A 14,052-nucleotide genomic window follows, 5' to 3' on the forward strand; every position below is an offset into this window, starting at 1 on the left:
CCCTTCGATGCGCGCCGCCATCTCCGAAGACATCGCCACGACCAGCGGTTCACGCGCAATGGGCAGCCATGATAACTGCGCCGAATGACGCGGCGGCAGCGGCGCGATGACAAGGCCCGCGTCGATACGGCCCGCCACCAGTTCTTCGATCTGCACGTCGCTGGTCGCCTCCGTCAATTGCAGCCGCACGCGCGGATGGCTCGCGCCGAAATCCCGCAGCAGCGTTGGCAGAAGCCCGTAATCCGCCGTGGAGACGAAAGCGAGCGACAACACCCCCGCCTCGCCACGCGCCAGGCTTTGCGCGAGCGGCCTCAAGCCCTCGGCGCTCGCCAGCAGGCGCTGCACCTCGGGCAGCAGATCTGCGCCCACCTGGCTCAACTCCACCGAGCGTTTGGTGCGGGCGAACAGCGCCACGCCCAGCGTTTCCTCAAGCGCGCGGATGGCCTGTGAGAGCGGTGGCTGCGTCATTGACAGGCGTACGGCGGCGCGCCCGAAGTGCTTTTCTTCGGCGACGGTGACGAAATAGCGCAACTGGCGTAGATCGGGGGTGGTGGGTAGCATAATTAATACATTTTACGACCTAATCGGCCTTGAATAATATATTGGACACACACATCGAGAAACGGCATTCTTGCCCGACGCGCCAGAAACTACACTGAACTGAACTCGGCCTTAACCGGCTGAACTGGGCAGCGTGGCCTCAAAGCAAACCGTGGCCGCCCTGGCAAGCGGAACGATCAAAACAAACTGGATGGAGTCCCCCATGCCGTACAACCGTCGCTCGAAGAACATCACGCAAGGCGTCGCACGCTCGCCGAACCGTTCGATGTATTACGCCCTCGGCTATGAGAAGGAAGACTTCGACAAGCCGATGATTGGCATCGCCAATGGCCACTCGACCATCACGCCGTGTAACGCCGGCCTGCAGCGTCTGGCTGACGCCGCTGTAGCCGCCGTCAAGGGCGCCGACGCGAACCCGCAGACGTTTGGTACGCCGACGATCTCCGACGGCATGTCGATGGGCACCGAAGGCATGAAGTACTCGCTGGTGTCGCGCGAAGTGATCGCCGACAGTATCGAGACCTGCGTGCAAGGTCAGTGGATGGACGGCGTGGTCGTGATCGGCGGCTGCGACAAAAACATGCCGGGCGGCATGATCGGCCTCGCGCGCATGAACGTGCCGGGCATCTACGTGTATGGCGGCACGATCCGTCCGGGCAACTGGAAGGGCACCGACCTGACCATCGTCTCCTCGTTCGAAGCCGTGGGCGAATTCACCGCCGGTCGCATGTCGCAAGAAGATTTCGACGGGATCGAAAAGAACGCCTGCCCGTCGACGGGTTCGTGCGGCGGCATGTACACCGCCAACACGATGAGCTCATCGTTCGAGGCCCTGGGCATGTCGTTGCTGTACTCGTCGACGATGGCCAATCCGGATCAGGAAAAGGTCGACTCGGCTGCCGAATCGGCACGCGTGCTGGTCGAAGCGGTCAAGAAGGACCTGAAGCCGCGCGACATCATCACGAAGAAATCGATCGAAAACGCTGTGGCCGTGCTCATGGCCACGGGCGGTTCGACCAACGCCGTGCTGCACTTTCTCGCCATCGCGCACGCGGCGGAAGTGGAATGGACCATCGAGGACTTCGAGCGCATGCGCAAGAAAGTGCCGGTGATCTGCAACCTGAAGCCGTCGGGTCAGTACGTGGCGACCGATCTGCACAAGGCCGGCGGCATCCCACAGGTCATGAAGCTCCTGCTGGACGCGGGCATGCTGCACGGCGATTGCATCACCATCACTGGCAAGACTATCGCCGAAGAACTGAAGGACGTGCCGAGCAAGCCGCGCGCCGATCAACAGGTGATCTTCCCGATCGAAAAAGCACTCTACAAGGAAGGCCACCTCGCCATCCTCAAGGGCAACCTGGCAGAAGACGGCGCCGTCGCCAAGATCACAGGTCTGAAGAATCCGGTCATCACCGGCCCGGCGCGCGTGTTCGACGACGAGCAAACCGCGTTGGAAGCGATTCTCGCCGACAAGATCAAGGCCGGCGATGTGATTGTGTTGCGTTACCTCGGCCCGAAAGGCGGTCCCGGCATGCCGGAAATGCTCGCGCCGACTTCGGCGATCATCGGTAAGGGTCTGGGCGAAACCGTGGGCCTGATCACCGACGGCCGCTTCTCCGGCGGCACGTGGGGCATGGTGGTCGGTCACGTCGCGCCGGAAGCCTTCGTGGGCGGCACGATCGCGTTCGTGCAGGAAGGCGATTCGATCACCATCGACGCGCACAAGTTGCTGCTGCAACTGAACATCGACGATGCCGAACTGCAGCGCCGCCGCGCGGCGTGGCAACAACCGAAGCCACGTTATACGCGCGGCGTGCTGGCGAAGTACTCGGCGCTGGCGCTGCCTGCCAACAAGGGCGCAGTGACGGGCTGAGGCAAGAAGTCGAGAGGCGTAATGGACGCGTGACAGACGCTTGACACGCATGCAATAGAGCGCAAAGGGGCGCACGGGAAACCGTGCGCCCCTTTCCTTTTATAATGCGTGCACCACGAGTCGGGCACCTGCACCGGCGGAGACCATAATGAAATCAGTATCGTATGCAGTACTTGCGCTTGCGGGTACGTTGGCGATCAGCGGCCCGGCGCAGGCAGAATCGGCCCCGGGGCCACTACTCGCCCAGCAGCAGAACTGTATGAGTTGTCATTCGGTGGGCCGTCCGCTCATGGGACCGGCGCTGAAAGATGTCGCCGCAAAGTATCGGTCAGAACCCGACGCCGCAGCCTATCTTGCACATAAGATCATCGACGGTAGTACGGGCATTTGGGGCCAGGTGCCGATGCCTGCCAATACCCAGCTCACGCCGGATCAGGCGGCCACCTTGGCCGGCTGGATTCTCACGTTGAAATAATCTAAGGCGTCTTCGGCTGAGGGACTTCTGTTGTGCGCCGCGTCATCTCTTCATCAACCGCTTCGCGCACCCAGCCGGTCAGTTCCGTTTCAAGCGCAAGCGCGACTTCCCGCGTAATCTGACGCACCATCCATGTGGTGTGGTTCTGCAGTACATCGTGACAGCGCGCTTCAAGCATTTCGCGACCGTCTCCCGTCAGATAATTGGCAAAGCGCCCGCGCAAACGGTCGGCGAGTACCTCGGCATCGAGAGTCTGAACCGTCGACGATGACGCCCGAGCGAAGTGAAAGGCCGAGTTGGGTTCGAATGGCTCAGGCACCTCCGGCAACTCGAACGGCGCAAGCGGCTCAGGCACTTCGAAGGCCTGCACCTCCGCAGGCGTCACGGCATGGACGGTCACGCCCTCGCCGGGTTCGGCATCCGGTAGCGTGGCCGTGTCTGTGCCCCCGCGCGCATGCACAGCGTTGCCCGGCACGAGGACTTCCTGCAGAACCGGGATCGAAGTATCGAGGGTTGTATCGGACGAGTCGGGCACGAATAGTCTCCGTCGATGAATCGGACGATGGGCTGCAGCCGCGGCGCCAGAAGCCGCCAACGGCAGCGCAGCCATTTAGCCGCCCTGTTTGTAGTTGTTCAAAGCATAGCCGCGATCGCGATAGAAGCGATAGCGTTCGCGGCCCGCATTTAGCTCGTCTTGTGCGTTACCGACCACTTCCAGCAACCTTTCAAAGCGCGCGAACTGCGCCGGCACTTCGGCGCCCAGATTGAGCAGCACCTGATAGTGCGGCACCTGGTCGAGATTCGTGGCCAGCACGATAGGCGTTTGCGCGGCGAGCACGCTGTCCGCCATGCAGTGCGGTACGAAGTCGAGGGGCGAAAAGGTCCAAAGCTGCTCGTCGAACGCACGCAGCCGGGCCGGCTCGGCCAGCACGATGGTAGGCTGGCCGGTCTGGTACGCCTTGCGTACCAGACGACACGCGTACAGCAGCGAGTCGCCGACGTTCGAGTGAAAATCGATTCTCGTCATCGGCGACTCCGCCCGCGCGCATCAATAAGCCCGTGGGTACTGCAACAGATCATTGTGCAGCGCGATCAATCAGGAACTGCGACAGGAGCGGCACAGGACGACCGGTTGCGCCCTTCGCTGCGCCACTCTTCCAGGCCGTGCCGGCGATGTCCAGGTGGGCCCACGGATACGCTTCCGTGAAGCGCGACAGGAAGCACGCCGCCGTGATGCTGCCGCCCGGACGGCCGCCGATGTTGGCCAGATCCGCGAAGTTCGACTTCAGCAGATCGTGGTACTCCTCGTCGAGCGGCATGCGCCATGCCGGATCCGATGCTTCGCGCGAAGCGTCGAGCAGTTCGCCTGCCAGTGCGTCGTCCTTCGAGAACAGGCCGCTGTTATGGTGGCCCAGCGCGATCACACAGGCACCGGTCAGCGTCGCCACGTCGATCACCGCAGCCGGCTTGAAGCGCTCGGCGTAGGTCAGCGCGTCGCACAGAATCAGACGGCCTTCGGCGTCCGTGTTCAGCACTTCGATCGTCAAACCCTTCATGCTGGTGACGATGTCGCCCGGCTTGGTGGCGTTGCCGGCAGGCATGTTCTCGCAGGTCGGAACGATGACCACCAGGTTGATCTTCAAACCCATTTCCGCGACCGCGCGCATGGTGCCGAGCACCGAGCCGGCGCCAAGCATGTCGTACTTCATCTCGTCCATGCCTTCCCCCGGCTTGAGCGAAATGCCGCCTGTGTCGAACGTGATGCCCTTGCCGACCAGCACCACCGGTGCAGCCTTGGCGGCCGCGCCCTGATACTGCAGTACGATGAATTGCGGCGGCTCGACCGAGCCACGCGTCACCGACAGGAACGAGCCCATCTTCAGCGCTTCGAGCTGCTTCTGGCCAAGCACTTCGACCTTCAGCTTCCAGTCTTTGGCGAGCTTTTTCGCGGCGCCGGCGAGGTAAGTCGGGGTGCAGACGTTGCCCGGCAGATTGCCGAGGTCGCGCGTCAGATCCATGCCGTTAGCGAGTGCCGCGCCCTGCTTGGCGGCGACCTTGGCGGTCTTCTCGTCAGCGGCATCGACGCTGAAGACGATGCGTTTGAGCGCGCGCGGCGTGGTATCCGGCTTGCTCTTCATTTGGGTGAACTTGTAGGTCAGCTCACGCAGCGCGAGGATGCCCGAACGCACGGCCCAATCGGCCGAACGCTCGAGGATCGGCAACTGGGCGAGCGTAAAGGTGACCTGGACGACCTTCGTGCCCAGGATAGCGCGCCAGGCGGCCCGCACGGCGTCGCCGTAGGCTTTCTGCGTGAAAGCGTCCTGCTTGCCGAGGCCCACCAGCAGGACACGCGAAGCGCCGATGCCGGACACTTCGTGCAGGAACAACGTGGTGCCGCTCTTGCCGTCCATGTCACCGGCTTTGATGATACGGGTCAAGAGACCCTTGGTAGCCGCATCGATCTCCAGTGCGGCACCCGACAGCGTTTGTGACTCGAAAATGCCGATCACGATGCAATCGGACTTTCCAGTCAGGAACCCGTTTGACGAGCCTTTGCTCCAATCACAGGCTTTTATGCTAAAGTCCATCGCGCTTGTCCTCGGATAAAATCTGGGCTTAGGATGAAAGCCGCAATTATCCGCTATTTTTCCCGCGGCGGTAGCACGGGAGGCTGACGGGATGCACCGGGCCTTCAGAAACACGCCGGGCCGCCCCAAATTTTTCGCTCCGCAGGAAGTCCCCCGCCCCGAAGGAAGTCCCCTTGAGGGATTGGGGATTGTCGAAGGGCCTGGCGCAGAGCGGCAGGTTGCGGGGCACTCTCAAGGCACGCACTCTCTTCATCAATAATGATTTTTGAACGCTCCCTCCAGCGCGAACTCGCGTACACGGCTGGTGCCGTGTTCATGGTCCTCCTCACGCTCGTGCTGACGACAATGATGATCCGGATCGTCGGCTTCGCCGCTTCCGGGGAGATCGATCCGCGCGACGTGCTGGTTCTGATCGGCCTGACCGTGATCGGCTACCTCGCCATCATGCTGGTCGCGACCTTGTTCGTGTCGATCCTGTTCGTCCTGACGCGCTGGTACAAAGACTCCGAAATGGTGGTCTGGCTGGCCTCGGGCGTGAGCCTCACACGCTTTATCAAGCCCATCGCCGTATTCGCGACGCCCATCATCATTCTCATCATGTTCTTCGTGTTCGTCGGCTGGCCGTGGTCGAACCAGCAGAGCAAGCTGATTCGCGCGCGCTTCCAGCAGCGCGACGAGGTATCGCTGCTCGCGCCTGGCCAGTTCCGCGAATCGGCGGTGAGCCACCGCGTGTTCTTCATCGAGAAGATGTCGCCCGATCAGGCGCGCGTTGAGAACGTATTCGTGACCAGCACCGAAAACGGCAAGGTCAACGTGGTCGTGTCGAAGACCGGCCATACCGAGACAGAAAAGAACGGTGACCGCTTCGTGGTGCTTGAAAATGGACGCCGTTACGACGGCGAGCCGGGCAAGCCGGACTTCCGGATCATGGAATTCGAGCGCTATGGGGTGAAGATCCAGAGCCAGCCGGTCATCAACACGCCGACCACGACGGGCACGCCCACGCTCGACCTGTTCCGCAACCCGACCAACGACAATCTGGCCGAGTTCGCCTGGCGCGCGGGGCTGCCGTTGATTGCCATCAATCTGATGATGCTGGCCATCCCACTCGCCCACCAGAATCCGCGGCGCAGCCGCACCATCAATCTGGTGATGGCAGTACTGATTTATCTGACGTATTCGAATCTGCTGAACGTGGTGCAGTCGTGGGTCGAGCAGGGCAAGATGTCTTTCCCGGTGGGGCTCGTCGGGCTGCACGTTATCGTGGCCGGGATTGTGGCGTTTATTTTCTGGCTGCGCGTGCGCAATCGTCCGTTGTTTACGCGGGCGACGTTCCGCCGTTCGTCGCAGGGAGCCTGATCGATGCGGATCTATGAAAAATACTTCGCGCGTCAGGTTTACCTTTCGTTCATCTTTATTCTGTTCGCGTTTTCCGGTCTGTTCTTCTTTTTCGACCTGATCAACGAACTGAACTCGGTCGGCCACGGCAACTACAAGTTCCAGTACGCCGTGTTGCGTGTGGCGTTGCAGACGCCGTCGCGGTTCTACGAAATCATTCCGGTCGCGGCGCTGATCAGTTCGATCTATGTGTTTGCGCAGATGGCGGCGAACTCGGAATACACCATTTTCCGCGTGTCGGGTCTCGCAACGAACCAGGCGCTGCGCTCGTTGCTGAAGATCGGGATTCCGCTGGTGATTCTCACGTACATCATCGGTGAAGTGGTCGGGCCTTATACGGATCAGCTTTCCGAGCGGGTGCGGCTGGAGGCGTTGGGCTCAGCGGTGTCGACCAATTTTGAGTCGGGCGTGTGGGTGAAGGACACGTTGACAGCACGGGCCGATGGCGAGCAGGTCACACGTTTTGTGAACGTGGGCAAGCTGCTGCCGGATGCTTCGATCACGAACGTACGCATCTATGAATTCGATTCGAAGTTCCGCCTGTCGAATGTGCGGATTGCTGAGAGTGGTCGATATCAGCCGCCGGGTCACTGGCTGTTGAAGGACGTGACGGACACGCAATTGATCGACGTGGCGCCGCCGACCCCGGGCAAGCCAACCGATGCGCTGAACCCCGTCTACCGGGCAAACCAGACGACGCTGCCTGAATATTCGCTGCGCTCGGAGTTGACGCCGCAGATTCTGTCGGTGCTGCTGGTGTCGCCGGACAATATGTCGATGTTCAACCTGTTCCGCTATATCCAGCACTTGCAGCAGAATCATCAGGATACGCAGCGGTATGAAATTGCGCTGTGGCGCAAGCTGCTGTATCCGTTCGCGGTGTTTGTGATGCTGGTGCTGTCGTTGCCGTTTGCATATCTGCATACGCGCGCGGGTGTGGTGGGTGTGAAGGTGTTTGGCGGGATCATGTTGGGTATGAGTTTTCAGCTGTTCAATACCTTGTTCTCGCACATTGGCACGTTGAATACCTGGCCTGCGCCTTTGACTGCGGCTACGCCGGGGTTGGTGTATCTGGTGCTCGGGCTGGTCGGGTTGAAGTGGGTGGACCGGCATTAGGAGTGCGGTCATGGCCTTGCATGGGATTGTGCTTTTCGGGCATGGGGCGCGGGATGCCCGTTGGGCGGAGCCGTTTTCTCGTCTAGCCGAGAGGTTACGCGCGGCTTATGGTGGTGCGGGGCCGGTCTCATTGGCTTTTCTTGAGTTGATGGAGCCGGATTTGCCTGGTGCTGTTGGTGCTCAAGTTGCTCTTGGGTGTTCTGCTGTGACCGTTGTGCCTGTGTTTTTTGGGCAAGGTGGGCATGTGAGGCGGGATTTACCTGCGGTGCTTGATGTTTGCCGTGCGGCGCATCCCGGGGTGCAGATTTTTTGTGCTACCGCCGTCGGGGAGGATGATTCTGTTCTCGATGCGGTGGCGTTGTATTGCCTTCGGCAAGTGCAGGTTTAGATTGTTTTTTGTACCTCCGGTGGAGGTCGCCTGCGGCGCGTTGCCTCTTTGCTGTTTGCTTCCTGGCGTTGGACTTCCCGTGGTTTCTTAGCGGTCCTGTTCGCGTTTTTTCTCATTGCTGATTGCCTAAGTTTTTGGTCTCTGCTGGTTTTCTTATCGGTCTGTTAGCGGTGGCCTTTTTGTTTGCCGCGGGCGGTGGCCTTTTTGTTTGCCGCGGGCGTTGGCCTCTCCTTGATTTCTTAGTGGTCTATTAGCGATGCCCCTGTGCGGGGCAGCACTCACTTTCTTTGCGGCCGCAAAGAAAGTAAGCAAAGAAAGCGGCTCACACCGCCAGCTTGTAGGTGTGGCCCACTGGCTCGAACCCGGAGTGGTCCGAGACGAGACGGTCTCTCGCAATACACGCGTTAGCGACAAGGCAGTCATTCGCTCCAGCGTCGCGCTTCGCGCCCCGCCGTCGGGCATAATCCCGTCTGCAAATTCCGTTGGAATCCTGAGTGTTTTTCCAATCACCCCGCGCCCGACCGTATAACATGGCCCCGCAGCTAGTTTGCGCCGCATGGGGTGCAGGCATTTTCCGTCTTTGGCGGACCGGAGGCCCGAAGCACAGGATATTCACGAGTTCGTGAGTGGATGACGCGAACGTAGGCCCGTATGCGGGTTTCCCAAGCAAGCCGCTCCGCGACGCACGCAGTGCGGAGTGGGATGGATGAATGCTTTGTCGCTGACGCGTGTAGTGCGAGGCACGGTCTCGTCTCGGACCACTCCCAGATCGTGTAAGTGGTGGACACCTACAGGCTGGCGGTGTGAGCCGCTTTCTTTGCTTACTTTCTTTGCGGCCGCAAAGAAAGTGAGTGCGCCCCGCACAGGGGCAACGCAAATAAACCATTAAGAAATCAAGGAAAGGCCAACGCCCCGAGGCAAACAGCAAAGAGAAAACACGAACAGGATCACTAAGAAATCAACAAAACCACAAAGCAACCCCAAAAGCGCCGCAAGCAAAAAACCTTATGCCGCGCTCATCAACTCTTCCAAAGAAGAAGACAACGACGAAGAAGAAACAGCCCCCTGCCCAGCCCGGGCAGCAAACGCCTCCCCGATCATCAGCAAACTAGGCTGCGACGCATCGAGCCACTGCTGCGCCTCACCAGCAGCAAGATCTCCCAGCGTTAGCGTCAACATCCGCTCACGAGGCGTGCTACAGGCTTCGACAATCGCCACGGGAGTGGCCTCATCGCGCCCAGCGTCGATCAACTCCTGAGCAATCTCGGGCCCACTATCTCGCCCCATGTAAAACACGAGCGAATCCGCCTTGACCTGCTCACGGATAGCCTCAGTATCAGCCGCCCGGCTATGGGTCGCCAACGCCACACTCCGCGACACCCCTCGTAGCGTCAGCGAACGCCGCAGAGAAGCCGCACTCGCCAACGCAGCCGTAATCCCCGGCACGACCTCATATTCAATTCCAGCCGCTTCGAGCGCCCGCATTTCCTCATCAGCACGACCAAACAGCATCGGATCGCCGCCCTTCAGGCGCACCACCACGGCATGATCCTGCGCCGCATCGACAATCTGCTTGTTGATGAATTGCTGCGCCGTCGAACGCTGACCGCAACGCTTACCCACCGCAATCCGGTGTGCATGCGCCGGCGCATAGTCCAGCATCGCCGGCTCAACCAGCGCGTCGTGCAAAACCACGTCGGCCATGCCGAGCAGTCGCGCGCCACGCACCGTAATGAGATCCGCCGCGCCCGGTCCTGCACCGATCAAATACACCTTACCCATTTGCCTCAACCCTGTTCGTCCGGTTTGTGCATGATCGCAAGCCGTGAGCGCGTGTCAACCAACCAATATCATCCAGTCAGTCACTCAGGCAGAAAACGCCCGGATCATGCCGGCCGCTACCGTGTGATGCGTGGCTTCGTCGATCAGCACGAATGCGCCCGTCCCCTGATGCGAGTCGTACACATCGCACACCAGCGGCTTTTGCAGCGTCAGCGCCACCCGGCCAATGTCGTTCATCGTCAGGTCATGACGGTCCGTCGCATGCGACAGCGTATGCACGTCCAACACCTGTTTGATCGCGCCAATGCGTGCAAACACCGTGTTGGTGGTCTGCTTCAGCAAGTACTTACGCTGCGTCGACAGCGGGGTTTCGTCGAACCAGCACAGGTCGGCTTCGAGTTTCTTCGCCGGTTCCGGTGCCTGGGCGCGCAGCACGAACGTATCGCCGCGCGACACGTCCACGTCTTCCGCCAGACGGATTGTCACCGTTTGACCCGCAAACGCGCGGTCTACTTGCGCCGTGCCGCCCGGTACCGGCGCGATGATTTCAGCCACGGTCGCTTCACGGTTCGCCGGCAGCACGACAATCGTGTCGCCCACCTTGACTTCGCCCGCTTCGATACGGCCCATGTAGCCGCGGAAGTCGTCGGCCTGGCTGCCGTCCTGGCGCGCCACCCATTGCACCGGGAAACGCAGCGCCTGCCCCGTCGGAATCTCGACCGGCAACGCTTCCAGCAGATCCAGCAGCGGTTCGCCCGCATACCACGGCATGCTCTCGCTGGCCGTGACGATGTTGTCGCCCTTCAGCGCCGACACCGGCACAAAGCGCACATCGTTCAAGCCCAGTTGGCGCGCGAGTTCGACATACGCATCGCGGATTTCGTTGAAGCGCGTTTCGCTGTAATCGACCAGATCCATCTTGTTGATCGCAACGATCGCGTGTTGCAGGCCAAGCAGTTTGACAATCGCGCTATGGCGCTTGGTTTGCGGCAGCAACTGCGCCACGCCGTTCTCAAACGTCACCCGCGTTGCGTCGACCAGAATGATCGCCGCGTGCGCCGTCGAGGCGCCCGTCACCATGTTGCGCGTGTACTGCTCGTGACCCGGCGTATCGGCAATGATGAACTTGCGCTTGGCGGTTGCGAAGTAACGGTATGCAACGTCAATCGTGATGCCCTGCTCGCGTTCGGCTTCGAGACCGTCCGTCAGCAATGACAGATCGATTTCGTCGCCCACGGTCCGCTTGTTCTTTGCGCGAGACAACGCCGAGAGTTGATCGCTCAAGACTGCCTTGCTGTCGTACAGCAGACGCCCGATCAACGTGCTCTTGCCATCGTCGACGCTACCAGCAGTGATAAAACGCAGCACGCCGAGGTCTTCCGGTTGATGAATGCTCATGATTTCCCTACCCTCGTGTGCTTAGAAATAACCTTGCTTCTTGCGCTGTTCCATCGCGGCTTCGGAGACCTGATCGTCCATCCGCGTCGCGCCGCGTTCCGTGATTTCGGTCACGGCCGTTTCGGCGATGATCTTCTCGAGATCGTCGGCATCGCTTTCCACCGGGCAGGTGCAACTGATGTCACCCACGGTACGGAAACGCACCAGCGCCGTTTCGCTCGTCTCGCCTTCACGCATCGGCGTGATCGGCGTCACCGGCACCAGCAGGCCATTGCGCCGCACGATTTCGCGTTCATGCGCGTAGTAGATCGACGGCAGTTCGAGCTTTTCGCGAGCGATGTATTGCCACACGTCCAGTTCCGTCCAGTTCGAGATCGGGAATACGCGCAGGTGTTCGCCGTTGTGCAGACGCGCGTTATACAGGCTCCACAGTTCCGGGCGCTGTGCCTTCGGATCCCATTGACCGAACTCATCGCGGAACGAGAAGATCCGCTCTTTCGCGCGAGCCTTTTCTTCGTCGCGACGCGCGCCGCCAATCAAGGCCGTGTACTCATACTCAGCAATCGTTTCGAGCAACGTCACCGCTTGGGCGGCGTTGCGCGAATCCGTCTCGCGACGCAGACGCACTGTACCGCGCTTGATCGAGTCTTCGACATGGCCGACCACCAGTTCCGCGCCGATTTCTTGCGCACGGCGGTCACGGAAGTCGATCACCTCCTGGTAGTTGTGGCCGGTGTCGATGTGCACCAGCGGGAACGGCAACACCGTCTTGCGATTTGCGCCGAGGCCGAAGGCCTTCAATGCCAGATGCAGCACGACGACCGAATCCTTGCCGCCCGAAAACAGTAGTGCGGGCTTGCTGCATTCAGCGACCAGTTCGCGCAGGATGTGAATCGATTCGGCTTCGAGCCAGTCGAGGTGATCCATCCGGTTTGCCGTGTTGGTAAGCGGTGCGTTGACAGTGGAATCGAGCGTCGTGCTCATGTTCTGCATCCTTCGTTGATTCGCGCCGCGAGCGGTGGCTCGCGTCACGTAGATATTCTCTCAGAATCGGCTACGGCATTCAGGCCGAGGCGTTTTCAGTGCTGACTGCGATCGGAATCGTGGTGATGTGCAGGCCGCATTCCTTCGTGTCCCGCGACTCCCACCACCAGCGACCGGCCCGGCTGTCTTCGCCGGGACGAATAGCGCGCGTACATGGTTCGCAGCCAATGCTTGGATAGCCGCGTGCATGCAGCGGATTGACCGGCACGTCGAATGCCGTGAGGTACGCCCACACATCCGCTTCGGTCCAGTCCGTCAACGGATTGAACTTGGCGATATTGCGTGCGGCGTCATGCTCTTCCTCGTGTAACTCAGCACGCGTCACCGATTGCTCGCGGCGCTGCCCCGTCACCCAGGCGCTGACGTCGGAGAGCGCACGATTCAGCGGCTCGACCTTGCGGATTTCGCAGCAACGCTTGCGCAGATCGACGCTGTCGTAAAACGCGTTCACGCCATGCGAGCCGACATATTCGTCAACTGCCGCCGCCTGCGGATGAAACTGTTCGATCGCGTAGCCGTAACGCTCTTGCACACGGTCAAGCATGCCCAGCGTTTCCGCATGCAAACGCCCGGTGTTCAGCGAAAAAATGCCGATCTTGACCTTGCGCGAGAGAATCGCGTGCGTGAGCAGCATGTCTTCTGCCGCGAGGCTGCTGGCAAGCTTCACATTCTCGTGACGCGCGGCGATCGAATCGAGCAGCCCATTCAGGCGCTCGATCTTCGCATCCAATTCCGGCGTTACTGCGTTGGCGGTGCTCATGTCGACGCCTTTTGTCCAGCGGCGGCAGCAGCTTCGCGACGGCGGAACAGCGGCGACGGATCGTCGAACGCGCCCTGATATTGCACAGTGAATTCGTCGAACGCCTTGAGCGCGTCGTGCAGATCCTTGTCGGCCCGCACCGCGTAGGCGTCAAAGCCGCAGCGGAACATGAAGCGCAACTGATCGCGCAGCACGTCGCCAATCGCGCGAATCTCGCCCTTGTAGCCATAGCGCTCGCGCAACAGGCGCCCGATGCTGAAGCCCCGGCCGTCGCGGAACACGGGAAAATCCACCGCGATCAGCGCGATCTTGTCGAAGTCAGCGACGATATCCGCCGGTTCGCTATCCGGCTCGAGCCATACGGCGATTTCAGCGGCGCTGCGCGAAGCCGTCAGCGCCTCGCGCTCAGCCTGCCACAGCGCAAACGGCACGATCAGCTTGCCGGCCGGCAGCGCATCCACGGCGGGCAACGTACCGTCTTCCGCTGCGCGCACCACGGTCCAGTCGTCGTCGACGATTGCACGGTTCTTGATGATAGAAGCCATCTGTCCAGTATCCTTTGGTCGCGGTTACGCGTGAGCCGGTTGACGCGACGCGTACACGCGTTCCTTGAACGGGGTGATGCCGATGCGGCTGTACGTTTCGATGAAACGCTCGCCTTCGATG

14 protein-coding genes are annotated in these 14,052 nt (G+C 60.8%); 5 read left to right on the forward strand and 9 right to left on the reverse strand.

Going from position 1 to position 14,052, the window contains the following annotated elements; all coding sequences use genetic code 11:
- Positions 1-561 (reverse strand): LysR family transcriptional regulator (locus WCA85_RS25495; protein ID WP_424067635.1); only part of this gene is annotated, 561 nt, incomplete at its 3' end.
- Between the two features lie 202 nt (positions 562-763).
- Between WCA85_RS25495 and ilvD the strand changes: the two genes are divergently transcribed.
- Together ilvD and WCA85_RS25505 are read left to right on the forward strand one after the other, a co-directional pair.
- Positions 764-2,437, forward strand: a complete 1,674-nt coding sequence (ilvD, locus tag WCA85_RS25500; protein WP_424067636.1) for a dihydroxy-acid dehydratase — start codon at positions 764-766, stop codon at positions 2,435-2,437.
- Positions 2,438-2,585: 148 nt separating this feature from the next.
- Positions 2,586-2,912 carry a c-type cytochrome gene (locus WCA85_RS25505; protein ID WP_424067637.1) on the forward strand — a complete coding sequence of 109 codons (327 nt, stop codon included), beginning with the start codon at positions 2,586-2,588 and terminating at the stop codon, positions 2,910-2,912.
- 1 nt (position 2,913) lies between these two features.
- Here WCA85_RS25505 and WCA85_RS25510 read toward each other — a convergent pair whose 3' ends face one another.
- From WCA85_RS25510 to WCA85_RS25520, 3 genes are all read right to left on the reverse strand, one after another.
- Positions 2,914-3,447 (reverse strand): DUF2486 family protein, encoded by a 534-nt coding sequence (locus tag WCA85_RS25510; protein ID WP_424067638.1) that lies wholly within the window; start codon positions 3,445-3,447, stop codon positions 2,914-2,916.
- Between the two features lie 75 nt (positions 3,448-3,522).
- Positions 3,523-3,939 (reverse strand): DNA polymerase III subunit chi, encoded by a 417-nt coding sequence (locus tag WCA85_RS25515; RefSeq protein WP_424067639.1) that lies wholly within the window; start codon positions 3,937-3,939, stop codon positions 3,523-3,525.
- 49 nt (positions 3,940-3,988) lie between these two features.
- Positions 3,989-5,500, reverse strand: a complete 1,512-nt coding sequence (locus WCA85_RS25520) for a leucyl aminopeptidase (RefSeq protein ID WP_424067640.1) — start codon at positions 5,498-5,500, stop codon at positions 3,989-3,991.
- Between the two features lie 258 nt (positions 5,501-5,758).
- On the opposite strand from WCA85_RS25520, the gene lptF reads away from it, so the two are divergent.
- Genes lptF through WCA85_RS25535 form a run of 3 tightly spaced genes read left to right on the forward strand, consistent with a single transcriptional unit; the run spans position 5,759 to position 8,402 of the window.
- Positions 5,759-6,859: an LPS export ABC transporter permease LptF gene (gene lptF, locus WCA85_RS25525; RefSeq protein WP_424067641.1), complete on the forward strand. Its 1,101-nt coding sequence runs from the start codon at positions 5,759-5,761 to the stop codon at positions 6,857-6,859.
- Positions 6,860-6,862: 3 nt separating this feature from the next.
- Positions 6,863-8,014: an LPS export ABC transporter permease LptG gene (lptG, locus tag WCA85_RS25530; RefSeq protein ID WP_424067642.1), complete on the forward strand. Its 1,152-nt coding sequence runs from the start codon at positions 6,863-6,865 to the stop codon at positions 8,012-8,014.
- A gap of 10 nt (positions 8,015-8,024) precedes the next feature.
- On the forward strand, positions 8,025-8,402 hold the full coding sequence (locus WCA85_RS25535) for a sirohydrochlorin chelatase (protein ID WP_424067643.1): 378 nt from the start codon (positions 8,025-8,027) through the stop codon (positions 8,400-8,402).
- A gap of 1,005 nt (positions 8,403-9,407) precedes the next feature.
- On the opposite strand, the gene cobA is transcribed toward WCA85_RS25535, so the two are convergent.
- The 5 genes from cobA to WCA85_RS25560 form a co-directional block, all read right to left on the reverse strand.
- On the reverse strand, positions 9,408-10,184 hold the full coding sequence (gene cobA / locus WCA85_RS25540) for a uroporphyrinogen-III C-methyltransferase (protein ID WP_424067644.1): 777 nt from the start codon (positions 10,182-10,184) through the stop codon (positions 9,408-9,410).
- A gap of 84 nt (positions 10,185-10,268) precedes the next feature.
- Positions 10,269-11,582 carry a sulfate adenylyltransferase subunit 1 gene (locus tag WCA85_RS25545; RefSeq protein ID WP_424067645.1) on the reverse strand — a complete coding sequence of 438 codons (1,314 nt, stop codon included), beginning with the start codon at positions 11,580-11,582 and terminating at the stop codon, positions 10,269-10,271.
- A gap of 21 nt (positions 11,583-11,603) precedes the next feature.
- Positions 11,604-12,566: a sulfate adenylyltransferase subunit CysD gene (gene cysD, locus WCA85_RS25550; RefSeq protein WP_424067646.1), complete on the reverse strand. Its 963-nt coding sequence runs from the start codon at positions 12,564-12,566 to the stop codon at positions 11,604-11,606.
- Positions 12,567-12,645: 79 nt separating this feature from the next.
- Positions 12,646-13,386: a phosphoadenylyl-sulfate reductase gene (locus WCA85_RS25555; RefSeq protein ID WP_424067647.1), complete on the reverse strand. Its 741-nt coding sequence runs from the start codon at positions 13,384-13,386 to the stop codon at positions 12,646-12,648.
- On the reverse strand, positions 13,383-13,931 hold the full coding sequence (locus WCA85_RS25560) for a DUF934 domain-containing protein (RefSeq protein WP_424067648.1): 549 nt from the start codon (positions 13,929-13,931) through the stop codon (positions 13,383-13,385). Before WCA85_RS25560 ends, WCA85_RS25555 begins: the two co-directional genes overlap by 4 nt.
- Positions 13,932-14,052: the final 121 nt, after the last annotated feature.

This window comes from Paraburkholderia sp. (assembly GCF_049581445.1).
GTDB lineage: Bacteria > Pseudomonadota > Gammaproteobacteria > Burkholderiales > Burkholderiaceae > Paraburkholderia.

What these genes read in the sequence shown, in the direction of transcription:
- WCA85_RS25505 (WP_424067637.1), top strand. Translation starts at nt 2,586, where the DNA reads ATGAAATCAGTATCGTATGCAGTACTTGCGCTTGCGGGTACGTTGGCG.
- WCA85_RS25545 (WP_424067645.1), bottom strand. Translation starts at nt 11,582, where the DNA reads ATGAGCATTCATCAACCGGAAGACCTCGGCGTGCTGCGTTTTATCACT.
- WCA85_RS25520 (WP_424067640.1), bottom strand. Translation starts at nt 5,500, where the DNA reads ATGGACTTTAGCATAAAAGCCTGTGATTGGAGCAAAGGCTCGTCAAAC.
- lptF (WP_424067641.1), top strand. Translation starts at nt 5,759, where the DNA reads ATGATTTTTGAACGCTCCCTCCAGCGCGAACTCGCGTACACGGCTGGT.
- ilvD (WP_424067636.1), top strand. Translation starts at nt 764, where the DNA reads ATGCCGTACAACCGTCGCTCGAAGAACATCACGCAAGGCGTCGCACGC.
- lptG (WP_424067642.1), top strand. Translation starts at nt 6,863, where the DNA reads ATGCGGATCTATGAAAAATACTTCGCGCGTCAGGTTTACCTTTCGTTC.
- WCA85_RS25535 (WP_424067643.1), top strand. Translation starts at nt 8,025, where the DNA reads ATGGCCTTGCATGGGATTGTGCTTTTCGGGCATGGGGCGCGGGATGCC.
- WCA85_RS25555 (WP_424067647.1), bottom strand. Translation starts at nt 13,386, where the DNA reads ATGAGCACCGCCAACGCAGTAACGCCGGAATTGGATGCGAAGATCGAG.
- cobA (WP_424067644.1), bottom strand. Translation starts at nt 10,184, where the DNA reads ATGGGTAAGGTGTATTTGATCGGTGCAGGACCGGGCGCGGCGGATCTC.
- WCA85_RS25560 (WP_424067648.1), bottom strand. Translation starts at nt 13,931, where the DNA reads ATGGCTTCTATCATCAAGAACCGTGCAATCGTCGACGACGACTGGACC.
- cysD (WP_424067646.1), bottom strand. Translation starts at nt 12,566, where the DNA reads ATGAGCACGACGCTCGATTCCACTGTCAACGCACCGCTTACCAACACG.
- WCA85_RS25515 (WP_424067639.1), bottom strand. Translation starts at nt 3,939, where the DNA reads ATGACGAGAATCGATTTTCACTCGAACGTCGGCGACTCGCTGCTGTAC.